The sequence below is a fragment of the Polynucleobacter sp. genome (assembly GCF_018500155.2).
Taxonomy (GTDB): Bacteria; Pseudomonadota; Gammaproteobacteria; order Burkholderiales; family Burkholderiaceae; genus Polynucleobacter.
The window spans coordinates 1-16,592 of record NZ_JAHBAK020000032.1 but is presented as its reverse complement, the minus strand read 5'-3'; the positions used below and the strand labels follow the sequence as shown (position 1 = coordinate 16,592).

Here is a 16,592-nt window from a genome sequence, read left to right as displayed (position 1 = left end):
AGGCCCATCTAGCCTCGAGAAACACTATGACTACACAAAATCAAACCTCACTTCGTCCAATCGCTCAAGGGCTATACGATCCCCAAAATGAGCATGATGCTTGCGGCGTAGGATTCGTCGCGCACATCAAGGGAAAAAAATCCCATGAGATTGTTTCTCAAGGTTTAAAGATTTTGGAGAACTTGGATCATCGGGGTGCCGTTGGCGCAGATCCATTGATGGGTGATGGTGCCGGAATCCTGATTCAGATTCCCGATACCTTGTATCGCGAAGAAATGGCAAAACAAGGCGTTACATTACCGCCACTCGGTGAATACGGTGTTGGCATGATTTTCTTGCCTAAGGAGCATGCATCAAGACTTGCATGCGAACAGGAACTTGAGCGGACAGTTCGTTTAGAGGGCCAAGTGGTTTTGGGTTGGAGAGATGTTCCGATTGATGTGAAGTTGCCGATGTCGCCAACTGTTCGCATGACTGAGCCATTCATTCGACAAATTTTTATTGGCCGTGGTCGTGACATCATGACTACTGATGCACTTGAGCGCAAGTTGTATGTCATTCGTAAAACAGCTAGTCACGCTATTCAAGATTTGCATTTAAAGCATGGCAAGGAATATTTTGTTGCATCGATGTCAGCGCGCACAATTGTGTACAAAGGATTGCTCTTGGCAAATCAAGTAGGTGCCTACTATCAAGACCTGCAAGACCCCCGTACTGTTTCGGCTTTAGCCCTTGTGCATCAACGTTTTTCAACCAATACATTCCCCGCATGGGAGTTAGCCCACCCATATCGCATGATTGCCCACAATGGTGAAATTAATACAGTGAAAGGCAACGTTAATTGGGTAAACGCTCGTGAGGGCGCAATTAGTTCGCCAGTGCTTGGAGATGATTTACAAAAACTTTGGCCATTGATTTATCCAGGCCAATCAGACACAGCATGCTTTGATAACTGTCTCGAATTGTTGGTGATGTCAGGTTATCCATTGGCACAAGCGATGATGATGATGATTCCTGAAGCGTGGGAACAGCATACATTGATGGATGACAATCGTCGTGCATTTTATGAATACCATGCATCGATGATGGAGCCATGGGATGGTCCTGCTGCAATGGCATTTACAGATGGTCGTCAAATTGGCGCAACTCTGGATCGCAATGGTTTGCGCCCTGCACGCTATTACGTTACCGACGATGACTTGGTCATCATGGCATCAGAAGCTGGCGTACTACCTATTCCTGAAAGCAAGATCGTACAAAAATGGCGCTTGCAGCCAGGCAAGATGTTCATGATCGATATGGAGCAAGGTCGCATCATTGATGACGTTGAGTTAAAGAATGCTGTTTCAAAGGCAAAGCCATACAAGAGTTGGATCGATGCGGTGCGCGTGAAATTGGATGAGGTAGACGCCAGCAAGGTTGATCTCGTTGATGAAAAAACGACTATTCGTCCAGCGGCTAAATTGCTCGATCGTCAGCAGGCATTTGGCTATACCCAGGAAGATATCAAGTACCTCATGGCTCCGATGGCTATGAATGGTGAAGAGGCAATTGGCTCGATGGGTAATGACAGTCCATTGGCTGTCCTTTCAAATAAGAATAAGCCGCTCTATAACTACTTCAAACAATTGTTTGCGCAAGTGACCAATCCTCCGATTGATCCGATTCGCGAAAACATGGTGATGTCGTTGGTTTCGTTCATTGGACCAAAGCCCAATTTACTGGATACGAACAACATCAATCCACCAATGCGTTTAGAAGTCAGTCAGCCTATTTTGGATTTTGATGACATCACCAAGATTCGTCATATTGGTCATTACACCAATGGCAAGTTCCGTTCTTATGAATTAGATATCTGCTATCCCGCCGCATGGGGCAAAGCAGGAATCGAGGCGCGCTTAGCATCCTTATGTGCCGAAGCGGCAGATGCAGTCCGTTCTGGCTACAACATCTTGATCGTTAGCGATCGACAGGTTGATGAGAAGCACGTTGCTATTCCAGCATTGCTCGCAACATCAGCAATTCATCAGCACTTGGTTCAAAAAGGTTTGCGTACCAGCGTGGGTCTCGTTGTAGAAACCGGTAGTGCGCGTGAAACGCATCACTTTGCATTGCTAGCAGGTTATGGAGCAGAAGCTGTTCACCCATACCTTGCGATGGAAACCTTAGTGGATATGGCTAAGGGTTTGTCGGGTGATTTATCAGGTGAAAAAGCGGTTAAGAATTTTGTCAAAGCGGTTGGCAAGGGCTTGCAAAAAGTAATGTCCAAAATGGGCATCTCTACTTATATGTCTTACACCGGGTCACAGATTTTTGAAGCAATTGGTTTAAATCGCGACATCATTGATCAGTACTTCAAAGGCACCCCATCAAATGTAGGTGGTATCGGCGTATTTGAAGTGGCTGAAGAGGCCTTGCGTATGCATAGCGCCGCTTTTGGTAATGATCCAGTGCTCACTAATATGCTCGATGCAGGCGGAGAATATGCATTCCGCATTCGCGGCGAGAACCATATGTGGACTCCCGATACTATCGCCAAGTTGCAGCACTCCACACGTATTGGTTCCGATAAGGGATACCAGACATATAAAGAGTATGCCAACATCATCAACGATCAGACTAAGCGTCAAATGACTTTGCGCGGTTTGTTTGAATTCAAGATTGATCCAAGCAAAGCAATTCCGTTAGATGAAGTTGAGCCCGCAAAAGAAATTGTGAAACGTTTTGCGACTGGTGCGATGTCTTTAGGGTCAATTTCCACTGAAGCGCATGCAACCTTAGCGATTGCAATGAATCGTATTGGCGGCAAGTCCAATACCGGTGAGGGTGGCGAGGATCCCAATCGTTATGTCAATGAACTTAAGGGTATTCCGATCAAAAAAGGTGAAACCCTATCTAGCATTTTGGGTAGTGAAGTAGTTGAGGCAAATATCCCGCTAGAAGATGGCGATTCCTTGCGCTCTAAGATTAAGCAGGTTGCTTCAGGACGTTTCGGTGTCACTACTGAATATCTACGTTCTGCCGATCAATTGCAGATCAAGATGGCACAGGGTGCAAAGCCTGGGGAAGGCGGTCAATTGCCAGGTGGAAAAGTATCTGACTATATTGGTAAATTGCGCTTCTCCGTTCCGGGGGTTGGCCTAATTTCACCACCTCCACATCATGATATCTACTCAATTGAAGATATTGCTCAGTTAATTCATGACTTAAAGAATGTCAATCCAAAAGCTGATGTATCTGTGAAGTTGGTTTCTGAGGTTGGTGTTGGCACTGTTGCTGCTGGTGTTGCGAAAGCAAAAGCTGATCACGTGGTGATTGCTGGTCATGATGGCGGTACTGGAGCTTCACCACTTTCTTCAATCAAGCATGCTGGTTCTCCATGGGAGCTTGGTTTAGCTGAAACGCAGCAGACTTTGGTTCTGAATGGCTTACGTAGTCGTATACGTGTTCAGGCTGACGGCCAAATGAAGACGGGGCGCGATGTTGTGATTGGCGCATTGTTGGGTGCCGATGAGTTTGGTTTTGCTACAGCGCCATTGGTTGTTGAGGGTTGCATCATGATGCGTAAGTGCCATCTCAATACTTGTCCGGTTGGTGTGGCAACCCAAGATCCTGAGTTGCGTAAAAAGTTCTCTGGTAAGCCAGAGCATGTTGTGAACTTCTTCTTTTTTATTGCCGAAGAAGCACGCGAAATCATGGCGCAATTGGGCATTCGTAAATTCGATGATTTGATTGGTCGCGTTGACTTACTTGATACCCGCAAAGGTATTGAGAACTGGAAAGTTCATGGTTTAGATTTCAGTAAGATTTTTGCTGAGCCACAAGTAGCAAGTGATGTGCCTCGCTATCAAGTGCTTACGCAAGATCATGGTCTTGAAAATGCACTCGACAATATCTTGATTGAGAAGAGTGAGCCTGCGCTAGAGCGCGGCGAAAAAGTTTCTTTCATTGTTCCGGTCAAGAATGTGAACCGTACTGTTGGCGCTATGCTCTCGGGCGAAGTGGCGCAGCGTTATGGCCATGCAGGTTTGCCTGCCGACACAATTCATATTCAGCTCAATGGAACTGCTGGTCAAAGTTTTGCAGCTTTCTTAGCTCGAGGTATTACTTTGGATTTAGTGGGTGATGGCAATGACTATGTTGGCAAAGGCTTATCAGGCGGGCGCGTCATTGTTCGTGCACCACATGAATTCCGTGGCGACACTTCTAAGAACATTATTGTTGGTAACACTGTTTTGTATGGCGCTATCGCTGGTGAAGCGTTCTTTAATGGTGTGGCAGGCGAGCGTTTCGCAGTTCGTAACTCTGGCGCCACGACTGTTGTAGAAGGTACTGGTGATCATGGTTGTGAATATATGACAGGCGGTACTGTCGTCGTGCTGGGTACTACCGGCCGCAATTTTGCTGCAGGTATGAGTGGCGGGGTTGCATACGTGTATGACGAAGATGGTTTATTTGATAAACGCTGCAATACCAGTATGGCGACTTTAGAAAAAGTCTTGCCGACTGCTGAGCAAAACAGCAAGATTCCAAAGTCCGAATGGCATGCTCCAGTCGATGTGAAGGATGGTGGCGAGCGCTTAACCGATGAGCAAATCTTGAAGAGCTTAATTGAGCGTCATTTCCGCTATACCGGTTCAGAACGCGCTAAAGCAATATTGGCTGACTGGGAAAATGCCCGCGGTCGTTTTGTGAAGGTTCTCCCTACTGAGTACAAGCGTGCTCTGGGTGAGCTTTGGGAAAAGGCGCAAAAGAAGGCCGTAGCGGCTTAATTAATACAGACGGACATTAAGAAAAGATACTAAGGATTAGATATGGGTAAGGTCACTGGATTTATGGAGTTTGAGCGCGTTGATGAAACATACGAAGCGCCTGCCAAACGTCTCCATCACTACAAAGAGTTTGTAGCCGCTTTAACTGACGAAGAAGCAAAAGTTCAAGGTGCGCGTTGTATGGACTGCGGCATCCCGTTTTGCAATAACGGATGCCCTGTGAATAACATCATTCCAGATTTCAACGATTTGGTTTTCCATAGCGATTGGAAAAATGCATTAGATGTTTTGCAATCAACCAATAATTTTCCAGAGTTCACCGGACGTATTTGCCCGGCACCCTGCGAAGCCGCATGTACTTTGGGCATCAATCGTGCACCGGTTGGTATCAAGTCGATTGAGCATGCCATTATTGATAAGGGTTGGGAAAGTGGTTGGGTAAAACCACAGCCATCCAAAACAAAAACTGGTAAGAAAGTAGCAATTGTTGGTGGTGGCCCTGCTGGTATGGCGGCGGCTCAACAGTTGGCCCGTGTTGGTCATGATGTGACGGTATTTGAAAAGAATGATCGCATCGGTGGTTTACTTCGTTACGGAATTCCTGATTTCAAAATGGAGAAATGGCTGATCGACCGCCGCGTTGAGCAGATGCAAGCTGAGGGCGTGAAGTTTGAAACAGGTGTTTTTGTTGGCAAAGAAGCTATTGGTGCTGAAGTTAAAAATTACTCCACCAAGACAGTTTCTCCTGAGCAGTTGATGAAGGATTTTGATGCAGTTGTGATTACCGGGGGCGCTGAGCAGCCACGGGATCTTCCTGTTCCGGGTCGTGAATTAGATGGTGTGCATTTTGCTTTGGAATTTTTGATTCCTCAAAATAAAGAGAATGCAGGAGATTTAAAGAACGAGATTCGCGCCACTGGTAAACATGTTGTTGTTATTGGTGGTGGTGATACTGGATCTGATTGTGTTGGTACCTCTAATCGTCATGGCGCTACCAAAATTACACAATTTGAATTGCTACCGCAGCCGCCTGAAGTCGAGAACAAGCCATTAGTATGGCCATATTGGCCAACCAAGTTGCGTACCTCTTCTTCGCATGAAGAAGGATGTGAGCGAGATTGGTCTGTCGGGACAAAACGTTTCGAGGGCAAAAACGGTAAGGTAGAAAAATTAATCGGCGTTCGTTTGGAATGGAAGGACGGAAAGATGTCTGAAGTTCCAAATTCTGAATTTGAGATCAAGGCAGATTTAGTGTTGTTGGCTATGGGCTTTGTTTCACCAGTGCAGCAAGTACTCAACGCGTTTGGTGTTGAAAAAGATGCGCGTGGAAATGCTAAAGCAACCGTTGATGGTCAAACTGCTTATCAAACAAATGTGCCTAAGGTGTTTGCAGCTGGCGACATGCGTCGTGGTCAATCCTTGGTGGTTTGGGCAATTCGCGAAGGTCGTCAATGTGCACAGGCAGTAGACCAGTATTTAATGGGGTCATCCGTTTTACCTCGATAATATCGGGGATATGAACGCTTCCATACCAGGTCAATTGGACACAAAAAAGCCTACAGGTGAAGTTGTCGTTGCTATTCAGGACGTCAACTTTTCCTATGCCCCTGGCGAAAGGCAGATTTTGTCTGGCCTCAATATGGAATTTCGCCGCGGTCAAGTGGTTGCGGTCATGGGTGGTTCAGGCTGTGGCAAAACGACTATTCTGCGTTTGATTGGCGGTCAATTTACTGCTCAAGCGGGTCAGGTTTTATTCGAAGGTCAAGACGTTGGCCAAATGAATGGCCATGAATTGATGAAAGCACGTCGACGTATGGGCATGCTTTTTCAGTTCGGCGCCTTGTTTACTGACCTTAATGTTTTTGAGAATGTTGCCTTCCCATTGCGTGAGCATACTGATTTAAGTGAAGAGTTATTGCGCTCATTAGTGTTGATGAAGCTCAATGCTGTGGGTTTGCGTGGCGCAAGAGATTTAATGCCGTCGCAAATTTCTGGGGGCATGGCAAGACGTGTTGCCTTGGCTAGAGCAATTGCTCTAGACCCTCCTTTGATCATGTATGACGAGCCTTTTGCGGGTTTAGACCCCATTTCTCTCGGAATAACCGCGCGCCTTATTAGGGATCTCAATGATGCTCTGGGCGCGACGAGTTTATTGGTGACGCATGATGTTGAAGAGACTTTTGCAATTGCCGATTACGTTTATTTCATTGCGAATGGACGCATTGGCGCACAAGGTACTCCGGAAGAATTAAGAAGATCGACGGATGCATTTGTTAGACAGTTTCTAGATGCTGCCCCCGATGGTCCAGTGCCATTTCATTATCCAGGACAAAGCCTAGAGGATGATTTTGGAGTGAGGGCTTAATGACTGCACTTCAGACATTGCTAAATCTTTTCGGCGATCTTGGATTTTTTGTTCGACGTAATCTCACTAGCCTTGGTCTTGCTGCACGCATGTTTGTTGCAGTGCTTTTGCGATCCGGCGCTTTATTGCGTAGGCCGCGTCTAGTCATTGATCAAATTTTATTTGTTGGCAATCATTCGTTTGTGATTATTGCTGTATCAGGTTTATTTGTTGGATTTGTTTTGGGTCTTCAGGGTTATTACACCTTGAATCGTTATGGATCTGAACAAGCCCTCGGTTTGTTGGTCGCTTTGTCTTTAACACGTGAACTGGGACCTGTCATTACCGCCCTCTTATTTGCGGGGCGTGCCGGCACCTCGCTCACTGCAGAAATTGGTTTAATGAAAGCGGGTGAACAACTAACGGCTATGGAAATGATGGCGGTTGATCCTGTGGGTAGAGTGATTGCACCACGGCTGTGGGCAGGAATTATTTCAATGCCCCTTTTGGCCACAATCTTTACTGCTGTAGGGGTGATGGGCGGTTATTTTGTAGGTGTGCCATTGATTGGCGTAGATTCCGGGGCTTTTTGGTCCCAAATGCAGGGTGGGGTTGATCTCTTCTCTGATATTGGCAATGGGTTGATTAAAAGTTTGGTATTTGGGGTGGCCGTCACTTTTATAGCTTTATATCAAGGCTATGAAGCAAAACCAACGCCAGAGGGCGTTTCACAGGCTACTACTCGTACGGTAGTGATTTCATCTTTGGCGGTGTTGGCACTAGATTTCTTGCTAACCGCAATGATGTTTTCAAATTAGAAAGAATAAACTGAGGCTCTGATGAAAAAAAGCGCGATTGATATATGGGTAGGAATTTTTGTTGCCATGGGTTTGTTGGCGGCATTATTTCTTGCATTGAAAGTGGGAAATATGAACGCCGTTTCATTTGCACCCACCTACAAAATTTCTGCACGTTTTGACAATATTGGTGGCTTGAAACCACGAGCCCCAGTAAAGAGTGCTGGCGTAGTTGTAGGGCGCATTGCAAGCATTTCTTTTGATGACAAAACATATCAAGCCACTGTGCTAATGACCATCGATGAATCTTATAAATTTCCTAAAGATTCTTCTGCAAAAATTTTGACCTCCGGATTGTTAGGTGAGCAATATATTGGGCTTGAAGCTGGTGGATCTGATGATATGTTGGCTAATGGAGAGAAGATTACCCAAACCCAGTCAGCGATTGTTCTTGAGAGCTTGATTAGTCAATTTTTGTATAACAAGGCAGCAGATAGCGGCCAAGAAAAGAGCACAGCAAAATAATGTTGTTAGCAGTAAGGCTCTATAGCAAGATAAAGAGAGTTGTCTTGCTAGTTGCGACCACTGCATTGGTGGGCTGCGCATCCATTCCGGCGGGCGTTGAACCCTCTCCGCATGATCCTTGGGAATCCTTTAATCGATCAGTCTTTGAATTTAATGAAGGACTTGACGCATATTTACTTAAACCCGTCGTTGCCGGGTACCGATTTATATTGCCTGAATTTGTTCGGCAGGGAATTTATAACTTTTTTAGCAACTACAGCGATATTTACACAGCATTATTTAATTTATTGCAGGGAAGATTAGATTACGCATTCAATGATTTAATGCGTGTGGCAGTCAATACCACGATGGGTCTTGGCGGTTTGTTAGATCTCGCCACTCCCGGTGGATTAGAGAAGCACAAGGAAGATTGGGGTCAAACGCTGGGTGTATGGGGTGTACCAGCAGGCCCTTACGTTGTCCTTCCTTTCTTTGGCCCAAGCAACGTACGTGATGCTTTTGGTACCGTTGCTGATCTTGAGTCAGACTATTTATTTAGATTTTTGCCTGATGTTGCGCTCAGGAATAGCGTCACAGGTTTGCGCGTTGTCAACGCACGCAATACTTACTATGAAGCCGGCGATCTACTGGATGGCGCCGCGATTGATAAGTACAGTTTTATGCGGGATGCGTATATTCAGAGGCGCGAGTATCAGATTAATGAGGGTCGTGAGGGCGAAGAACCTCAAATGCCGGTATACGAAAACCCATACCAATAAACATTGGCTTGAAGAGCTAAAATGAGCTCTTATATACCGATATTGCCAAGTGGACTAAAGATGATGAATTGCAAATGGATTTCTAAATACCTATTGATGGTTTTGATGGTCGCTGCATCTTCATCTTTTGCGCAAACACCTGATCAATCTACGCCCCCTGATGCTTTGATCAAAATGGTGGTGACAGAGGTAATGGCTTCAGTCAAGGAAGATCCAGAAATCCAAAAAGGAAACATTCCCAAAATCGTCGAATTAGTTGAGAAAAAGATTGTTCCTTACACCGATATGCGGCGCACCACCGAAATGGCAATGGGGCCCAATTGGAAAAAAGCTACCCCTGAGCAGCAGGCGCAATTGACCACGGAATTTAAGAATTTATTGATTCGTACTTATTCTGGTGCGCTCAGTCAGTTGCGCGATCAGACTGTGCAATTCAAAGCATTACGTGCTGCCCCTGACGATAAAGAGGTGGTAGTGAAAACTGTAGTGCTGGGGCGCGGAGATCCTGTGCCATTGGACTATCGGTTGGAGAAGACCGATAAAGGCTGGAAGGTCTATGACATGAATATCATGGGGGTCTGGTTAATTGAGGCTTATCGCAACCAATTTTCAAATCAGATCAGTCAGAATGGAATTGAAGGTTTGGTGAAATTTTTACAAGACCGCAATAAGCAGTTAGCAACAGCTAAGTAATTTCATTTACCTACAGAATTCAAATATGCATTTTCATCTGCCAGCAATTGTTACGGAAGCGAATGCTATGCAGTTGGAGAGAGATGGCTTAACCAATCTTGCTGCATTGAAGGTGATTGATTGCTCTGACTTAAAGGATTTTGATTCCACTGTTTTAGCGGTTTTGTTAGCATGGCAAAAACGACTACAAGCTGATGGCATGACGTTGAAGGTTGAACGCCCACCTGAAAAACTGAAAGTATTGGCAAATGTTTACGGCGTCTCCGGATTGCTTGGTATTTAGAAGTATGCATTCAGCAATTTCAGTAAAAAATATTTCAAAACAGTATGGGGTTTTACAAGCTCTGGATGATGTCTCCCTGACGATTGAGGCCGGTGAATTTTTTGGGCTGTTAGGGCCTAATGGCGCTGGAAAAACAACATTGATTTCAATATTGGCAGGACTAGTAAAGGCTGATAAGGGTCATGCAGCTATCTTAGGCTCGGATGTGCAGAGTGCATTTCGTGAGGCGCGCCGCATGCTGGGTGTAGTTCCGCAAGAGTTAGTTTTTGACCCCTTTTTTACTGTTCGTGAGACCTTGCGTTTTCAGTCCGGATATTTTGGCATTCGCAATAATGACGCTTGGATTGATGAAATCATGGCAAACCTTGATCTCACCTCCAAAGCCGATAGCAATATGCGCGCCCTATCTGGTGGCATGAAGCGAAGGGTATTGGTTGCTCAAGCGCTGGTTCACAGGCCTCCAGTGATCATCTTAGACGAACCAACTGCAGGTGTTGATGTGGAGCTTCGTCAATCCTTGTGGCAATTTATTAGTCGTCTTAATCAAGATGGCCACACCATCGTGCTCACTACCCATTATCTAGAAGAGGCTGAAGCCCTGTGTCAACGCATTGCGATGTTAAAACAGGGAAAGATTGTCGCGTTAGATACCACAGCAAATTTACTGGCTCGTTATGGGTCTCACAAAAAGAATGGTGATGGCAAGACCGATCTTGAAGAGGTGTTCGTTAACATCATGTCGGGAGATATTCGTTGAACAATATCTCTAATAAAGCGCTATCAAAGCCTGAATTAGAGTATGGCAGTGGCTTTCCTACTCTTTTATTTAAAGAGGTAAAACGGTTTTATAAGGTTGCTTTTCAAACGATTGCAGCGCCAGTGTTGACTGCCGTTCTGTATCTGATGATTTTTGGGCATGTATTGGATGGTAAAGAAGTATATGGTCGCTTGAGTTACACCGCCTTCTTGATACCAGGATTGGTCATGATGAGTGTTTTGCAAAACGCGTTTGCCAATACTTCGTCATCACTCATTCAATCCAAAATTACAGGGAATTTAGTTTTCGTATTATTAGCCCCCTTAAGTCACTTTGAGTTTTATGCTGCTTACATTTTGGCTGCAGTATTTCGGGGGATTGTGGTGGGGATGGGGGTCTTTTTCATAACCCTATGGTTTGGAGTTCCCTCGCTAGAGTACCCGCTATGGATACTGGCATTTGCCTTTTTGGGCGCCGCCATATTGGGAAGTCTTGGCCTTATTGCTGGAATCCTTGCTGATAAATTTGATCAATTAGCGGCTTTTCAAAATTTCATCATCATGCCGGCCACGATGCTTTCAGGCGTGTTTTACTCAATTCATTCTTTGCCCCCCGCGTGGCAAGTGGTATCGCACTTCAATCCATTTTTTTACATGATCGATGGATTTAGATTTGGATTTTTTGGGGTATCAGATGTTTCCCCATGGAGTAGTCTGGCGATCGTGTTGTGTTTCTTTGTCATGGTTTCAGCTATAGCTTTACGCTTGTTGCAAAAAGGCTATAAGTTACGTCATTAAATTGTTAAACCAGATAGATTGTTATATTTCGCTTTGTTAGGAGAAACTTATGTTGCCAACCCCTGAGCAAATAGAGGGTTACATCAAACAAGGTATCGAGTGCACCCACATTCAGGTAGAGGGTGATGGACAGCATTTTTTTGCTACCGTTGTTAGCCCAGCATTTGAGGGCAAACGTTTAATTCAACGTCATCAATTGGTTTATGGGGCAATGGGCGATCGTATGAAAGCGGAAGTACATGCACTATCAATTAAGGCCTACACACCACAAGAGTTTGATAAGAATGCCGGCACTTAATGAGTGTTAGGGGTATTAAAGATTGAAATTCACTTTAGAAGCGTTTTGACTGGAATTGGTTCATGGATAAATTACGAATGGTAGGCGGCTCCCCTCTTAAAGGCGAGGTCAAAATTGCCGGAGCTAAAAATGCCGCATTACCAATTTTGTGCGCCTGTCTTTTGACTGATGAGCCTATAGTTTTGCGTAATTTGCCTGACTTGCAAGATGTGCGAACGATGCTCAAACTCTTGCAAGAAATTGGCGTAGAGGTAATCTTTCCAGATCAGGATGACCGCAATCATGTGGTTCTCAATGCGGCTGTGATCAAAAGTTCCGAAGCTACGTATGAGATGGTAAAAACCATGCGCGCTTCTATTTTAGTTTTGGGCCCTCTGCTGGCAAGAATGCATAGCGCCAAGGTGTCCTTGCCTGGTGGCTGTGCCATTGGTGCTCGTCCAGTCGATCAGCACATCAAGGGTTTAAAGGCGATGGGCGCTAGCATCAAAATCAAAGGTGGCTATATTCAAGCTGAAACTAAGCCGCCGACAGAGCGCTTAAAGGGCGCCTCAATATTGACCGATATGATCACGGTGACTGGTACAGAAAATTTATTAATGGCCGCAACATTGGCATCCGGTACCACGACTTTGGAGAATGCTGCGCGCGAACCAGAGGTGGGTGATCTAGCAGAATTATTGGTCAAGATGGGCGCAAAGATTTCTGGGATTGGCACTGATCGCTTGGTCATTGAAGGTGTTGAAAAATTACACGGTGCTGAACACTCCGTGATTCCTGATCGTATAGAAGCAGGTACTTTTTTGTGTGCTGTAGCTGCAGTGGGGGGTGAAGTCCTTATCCAGGATTGCCGCCCAGATACTCTAGATGCAGTCATGGTGAAATTAAAAGAAGCGGGTTTGCAAATGGAAGTGGGGTCCGATTGGATCAAGGCAACCATGCAGACTCGACCCATGGCAGTGAGTTTTCGTACCTCTGAATATCCTGCATTTCCAACAGATATGCAGGCTCAATTAATGGCTGTCAATGCGGTTGCTAGTGGTTCTTCAACCATTACTGAAACAATTTTCGAGAACCGCTTTATGCACGTACAAGAGCTCAATCGCCTTGGTGCAGATATTGCGATTGAGGGCAATACCGCGATTGCACAGGGGGTAGAGAAGCTTTCTGGTGCAACAGTCATGGCAACAGACTTGCGTGCATCAGCTAGCTTGGTCATAGCAGGGCTTGCTGCGCAAGGAGAAACGCAGGTGGATAGGATTTACCATCTGGATCGTGGATATGACCGCATGGAGCAGAAGTTGACTCGCTTGGGCGCTCGCATTGAGCGTATCAAGTAACTGAGCGCCGTATCTGAGTGATAATAAAGTCATGAAATTGACTTTAGCCCTCTCAAAGGGTCGTATTTTCGAAGAAACCGCAGAGATTCTCGCCAAGGTTGGCATCGTGCCAAAAGAGGATCCTGAGAAATCTCGCAAATTAATTATCGAGACATCAAACCCTGATGTGCGTTTGATTATTGTGCGCGCATCCGATGTGCCAACTTATGTCCAATTTGGAGGTGCTGATTTTGGTGTTGCGGGGTTAGACGTTTTAATGGAAAAAGGTACTGATGGTTTATATGTTCCTTTTGACCTCAATATTGCCAAGTGCCGCATGTCTGTTGCTGTGCGTGAGGGTTTTGACTATGCAGCAGCCGTTCAGCAGGGTTCTCGTTTAAAGGTGGCAACGAAGTATGTCAATTGCGCACGAGAGCACTTTGCAAATAAAGGTGTACATATCGACACGATCCAGCTTTATGGCTCTATGGAGTTGGCGCCTTTAGTAGGATTGGCCGATGCTATTGTGGATTTGGTATCTACTGGAAGCACATTAAAAGCAAATCACTTAGTGGAAGTTGAGCCAATTGCTGATATCAGCGCCCGTTTGATTGTCAATCAAGCGTCCTACAAGCGGAAGCGTGCTTTATTGCAACCGATTTTTGAGTTGTTGAAATAACCCATTCGTATTGGTGATGGCTAAAGTAAAACGCCTTAATAGTCAGGATGCAGGTTTCAAAGAAATACTGCTATCCAGTCTTTCTTTGCCCATGGCTGATGATCAGGCGATTGACGCGGCGGTAGTCAAAATTTTGTCTGCGGTAAAAGATCAAGGCGATAGCGCTGTTCTTGAGCTTACACAAAAATTTGATCGGCTAAATGCATCCAGCGTTGCTGATCTAGAAATTTCTCGTCATGATTTGGAGCGAGCCTACTTATCTCTAGCGCCCGAACAAAAAAATGCTTTGGATATCGCAGCAAAAAGAGTGCGTGCGTATCATGAAAAGCAAAAGATTGAAGCCGGATGCCACTCTTGGGAGTATGAAGAGGCGGATGGAACCCGACTTGGTCAAAAGGTCACTCCGTTAGACCGCGTAGGAATATATGTGCCTGGCGGTAAAGCGGCCTATCCATCATCGGTATTGATGAACGCTATTCCCGCAAAGGTCGCTGGCGTTCCTGAGGTGGTCATGGTGGTGCCAACTCCTGATGGCGCACGCAACCCATTGGTATTGGCCGCTGCATTTATTGCTGGCGTAGATCGTGTCTTTACGATTGGAGGAGCTCAGGCTGTTGGAGCGCTAGCCTACGGTACCCAGACCATTCCCTCTGTAGACAAGATCGTTGGACCTGGTAACGCGTATGTTGCTGCAGCAAAGCGAAGAGTGTTTGGAATAGTCGGCATTGATATGATTGCCGGCCCGTCAGAGATTTTGGTAATTTGTGATGGATCAAGCAATCCAGATTGGGTTGCCATGGATCTATTCTCACAAGCAGAGCATGATGAGCAAGCGCAATCTATTTTGCTTTGTCCAGATTCCAAATTTATCGATCAAGTTCAAGCGAGCATTAATCGCTTGTTGCCTGAGATGCCTAGAGCAAAAGTGATTGAAGCCTCTTTAGTTAATCGTGCCTTGTTAATTCAGGTGAGGGATATGAATGAGGCTTGTGAGATTGCCAATGCAATTGCTGCAGAACATCTCGAAATTTGTGCGCTAGAGCCGCGTCAATGGGCAGAAAAAATTCGTCACGCTGGGGCAATTTTTATGGGCAACTACACCAGTGAGTCTTTGGGAGATTACTGCGCAGGTCCTAACCATGTCCTGCCTACCGCACGTACCGCTCGTTTCTCCTCCCCGCTTGGTGTTTATGACTTTATTAAACGCTCAAGCATGATTGAAGTGAGTGAGGGCGGCGCGCAGGCTTTGGGCTTGGTAGCTAGTACGCTAGCGCACGGTGAAGGTTTGCAAGCACATGCGCGCGCAGCAGAGATGCGACTTAAGAAATAATTTCTTTCAGTGCAAGGACGAGTTCATTGCACTGCTCATCTGTGCCTATAGTGATGCGCAAAAATTCTTCGATGCGTGGCAATTTGAAATGCCTTACGATGATGCCGCGCTCCCTTAAGAGCTGATAAAGTTTCCCGCCAGCATGTTTTGGGTGGCGCGTAAAAATAAAATTTGCAGTAGACGGTAATGTTTCAAAGCCCAATAATTTGAGTTGATCAACTAGTTTGGTGCGAGTGTGAATAACTTTTGCGCTCGTTTCTTCAAGGTGGGCTTGATCCTCAATAGCAGCAATAGCGCCCGCTTGGGCAAGGCGGCCAAGCGGGTAAGAGTTAAAGCTATTTTTTACGCGCTCCAAACCTTCAATTAATGTGGCATGACCTACTGCAAAGCCCACGCGTAGTCCTGCTAAGGCTCTTGATTTCGAGAGGGTATGCACTACCAAAAGATTTTCTGGGCAGGCAGCGCCCTTTAACAATGGAATACATGACTGTGTTCCATAATCAACATAAGCCTCATCAATCACCAAAACCGAATCGCGGTTGCTCGCTAGTAACTTTTCAATTTCAGAGCGAGTAATCGATCTGCCTGTAGGCGCATTTGGATTGGGAAAAATAATTCCACCATTAGGCCGTTTGTAATCTTCAAGATGAATTTCAAAGTCTTTGCCAAGGGGAATATTGGAGTATGCAATGTCAAATAGTTTGCAGTAGACAGGATAAAAACTATAAGTAATGTCTGGAAAGCAAACGGGTTTATCGTGCTTTAACAAGCCGGCAAACACGTGCGCTAAGACTTCATCTGAGCCGTTACCAACGAATACCTGATTTGGGTTTAGGCCATGCAAGGTGGCGATAGCCTGTTTGAGCGCTGTGCTTTCTGGGTCTGGGTAGAGCCGCAAATCATCGCTTGCTTGACTGCAAATTGCCGCAAGTGCCTTTGGCGATGGCCCATAGGGGCTCTCATTGGTGTTGAGTTTCACCAATCTTTGCATTTGCGGTTGCTCCCCTGGGGTATAGGGGGTTAAGGTTTGAACAACGGGGCTCCAAAAGCGGCTCATGAGGGTTCTCTGTACTTAATTCAGAAAGAAAGCGGGTCTGATCGGTATTTCAATATCTTGTAGGAATGATATTATGAGGCTTCAATCAACACTTCGCCTCGCGGCGTAATGAAGCATGCGGCAAGCCGACGTCACACGTAACACCTCGGAAACGAAAATTCAAATTTCCATCAATCTGGATGGTAC

General features: G+C 45.7%; 14 protein-coding genes and 2 pseudogenes. 15 read left to right on the top strand and 1 reads right to left on the bottom strand.

Features of this window, described 5'->3' with window-relative positions:
• Positions 1 to 26 precede the first annotated feature (26 nt).
• The 14 genes and pseudogenes from KIH43_RS04220 to hisD all read left to right on the top strand — a co-directional run bounded on the left by KIH43_RS04220 (position 27) and on the right by hisD (position 15,349).
• Complete coding sequence (locus KIH43_RS04220; RefSeq protein WP_297718075.1) at positions 27 to 4,772, top strand: glutamate synthase-related protein; 4,746 nt, start codon at positions 27 to 29, stop codon at positions 4,770 to 4,772.
• 42 nt (positions 4,773 to 4,814) lie between these two features.
• Positions 4,815 to 6,278: a glutamate synthase subunit beta gene (locus KIH43_RS04215; RefSeq protein WP_296967220.1), complete on the top strand. Its 1,464-nt coding sequence runs from the start codon at positions 4,815 to 4,817 to the stop codon at positions 6,276 to 6,278.
• Positions 6,279 to 6,288: 10 nt separating this feature from the next.
• Complete coding sequence (locus tag KIH43_RS04210) at positions 6,289 to 7,137, top strand: ABC transporter ATP-binding protein (RefSeq protein WP_296967218.1); 849 nt, start codon at positions 6,289 to 6,291, stop codon at positions 7,135 to 7,137.
• On the top strand, positions 7,137 to 7,934 hold the full coding sequence (gene mlaE / locus KIH43_RS04205) for a lipid asymmetry maintenance ABC transporter permease subunit MlaE (RefSeq protein WP_297718072.1): 798 nt from the start codon (positions 7,137 to 7,139) through the stop codon (positions 7,932 to 7,934). The genes KIH43_RS04210 and mlaE overlap by 1 nt, the downstream gene beginning before the upstream one ends.
• A 21-nt stretch (positions 7,935 to 7,955) precedes the next feature.
• Entirely contained in the window at positions 7,956 to 8,438 is a 483-nt protein-coding gene (mlaD, locus tag KIH43_RS04200) for an outer membrane lipid asymmetry maintenance protein MlaD (RefSeq protein ID WP_296967212.1), read from the top strand.
• A gap of 44 nt (positions 8,439 to 8,482) precedes the next feature.
• Positions 8,483 to 9,196, top strand: a complete 714-nt coding sequence (locus KIH43_RS04195) for a VacJ family lipoprotein (protein WP_297718069.1) — start codon at positions 8,483 to 8,485, stop codon at positions 9,194 to 9,196.
• 60 nt (positions 9,197 to 9,256) lie between these two features.
• Positions 9,257 to 9,889, top strand: coding sequence for an ABC transporter substrate-binding protein (locus KIH43_RS04190; RefSeq protein WP_296967254.1), 633 nt, complete (start codon positions 9,257 to 9,259; stop codon positions 9,887 to 9,889).
• A 25-nt stretch (positions 9,890 to 9,914) separates the two neighbouring features.
• The gene (locus KIH43_RS04185; RefSeq protein ID WP_296967209.1) at positions 9,915 to 10,172 is read left to right on the top strand and encodes an STAS domain-containing protein; all 258 of its coding nucleotides are present in this window, start codon (positions 9,915 to 9,917) and stop codon (positions 10,170 to 10,172) included.
• A gap of 4 nt (positions 10,173 to 10,176) precedes the next feature.
• A pseudogene (locus KIH43_RS04180) lies at positions 10,177 to 10,848 on the top strand (ABC transporter ATP-binding protein); the annotation flags it as partial.
• 77 nt (positions 10,849 to 10,925) lie between these two features.
• On the top strand, positions 10,926 to 11,726 hold the full coding sequence (locus KIH43_RS04175) for an ABC transporter permease (RefSeq protein ID WP_297718063.1): 801 nt from the start codon (positions 10,926 to 10,928) through the stop codon (positions 11,724 to 11,726).
• A 49-nt stretch (positions 11,727 to 11,775) separates the two neighbouring features.
• The gene (locus KIH43_RS04170) at positions 11,776 to 12,024 is read left to right on the top strand and encodes a BolA family protein (protein ID WP_296967203.1); all 249 of its coding nucleotides are present in this window, start codon (positions 11,776 to 11,778) and stop codon (positions 12,022 to 12,024) included.
• Between the two features lie 62 nt (positions 12,025 to 12,086).
• Entirely contained in the window at positions 12,087 to 13,361 is a 1,275-nt protein-coding gene (gene murA / locus KIH43_RS04165) for a UDP-N-acetylglucosamine 1-carboxyvinyltransferase (RefSeq protein ID WP_297718060.1), read from the top strand.
• Between the two features lie 31 nt (positions 13,362 to 13,392).
• Positions 13,393 to 14,019, top strand: a complete 627-nt coding sequence (hisG, locus tag KIH43_RS04160; RefSeq protein WP_296967199.1) for an ATP phosphoribosyltransferase — start codon at positions 13,393 to 13,395, stop codon at positions 14,017 to 14,019.
• Positions 14,020 to 14,035: 16 nt separating this feature from the next.
• The gene (gene hisD, locus KIH43_RS04155) at positions 14,036 to 15,349 is read left to right on the top strand and encodes a histidinol dehydrogenase (protein WP_297718057.1); all 1,314 of its coding nucleotides are present in this window, start codon (positions 14,036 to 14,038) and stop codon (positions 15,347 to 15,349) included.
• Here hisD and hisC read toward each other — a convergent pair.
• Positions 15,339 to 16,406 carry a histidinol-phosphate transaminase gene (hisC, locus tag KIH43_RS04150; RefSeq protein ID WP_297718054.1) on the bottom strand — a complete coding sequence of 356 codons (1,068 nt, stop codon included), beginning with the start codon at positions 16,404 to 16,406 and terminating at the stop codon, positions 15,339 to 15,341. The genes hisD and hisC overlap by 11 nt on opposite strands.
• Positions 16,407 to 16,521: 115 nt before the next feature.
• Between hisC and KIH43_RS04145 the strand changes: the two are divergent.
• Positions 16,522 to 16,592 (top strand): annotated as a pseudogene (locus KIH43_RS04145) (imidazoleglycerol-phosphate dehydratase); the annotation flags it as partial.

Excerpts from the sequence above, each read along its gene's own strand:
- KIH43_RS04220 (WP_297718075.1), top strand. The coding sequence starts at position 27 with ATGACTACACAAAATCAAACCTCACTTCGTCCAATCGCTCAAGGGCTA.
- KIH43_RS04215 (WP_296967220.1), top strand. The coding sequence starts at position 4,815 with ATGGGTAAGGTCACTGGATTTATGGAGTTTGAGCGCGTTGATGAAACA.
- KIH43_RS04210 (WP_296967218.1), top strand. The coding sequence starts at position 6,289 with ATGAACGCTTCCATACCAGGTCAATTGGACACAAAAAAGCCTACAGGT.
- mlaE (WP_297718072.1), top strand. The coding sequence starts at position 7,137 with ATGACTGCACTTCAGACATTGCTAAATCTTTTCGGCGATCTTGGATTT.
- mlaD (WP_296967212.1), top strand. The coding sequence starts at position 7,956 with ATGAAAAAAAGCGCGATTGATATATGGGTAGGAATTTTTGTTGCCATG.
- KIH43_RS04190 (WP_296967254.1), top strand. The coding sequence starts at position 9,257 with ATGATGAATTGCAAATGGATTTCTAAATACCTATTGATGGTTTTGATG.
- KIH43_RS04185 (WP_296967209.1), top strand. The coding sequence starts at position 9,915 with ATGCATTTTCATCTGCCAGCAATTGTTACGGAAGCGAATGCTATGCAG.
- KIH43_RS04170 (WP_296967203.1), top strand. The coding sequence starts at position 11,776 with ATGTTGCCAACCCCTGAGCAAATAGAGGGTTACATCAAACAAGGTATC.
- murA (WP_297718060.1), top strand. The coding sequence starts at position 12,087 with ATGGATAAATTACGAATGGTAGGCGGCTCCCCTCTTAAAGGCGAGGTC.
- hisG (WP_296967199.1), top strand. The coding sequence starts at position 13,393 with ATGAAATTGACTTTAGCCCTCTCAAAGGGTCGTATTTTCGAAGAAACC.
- hisD (WP_297718057.1), top strand. The coding sequence starts at position 14,036 with ATGGCTAAAGTAAAACGCCTTAATAGTCAGGATGCAGGTTTCAAAGAA.
- hisC (WP_297718054.1), bottom strand. The coding sequence starts at position 16,406 with ATGAGCCGCTTTTGGAGCCCCGTTGTTCAAACCTTAACCCCCTATACC.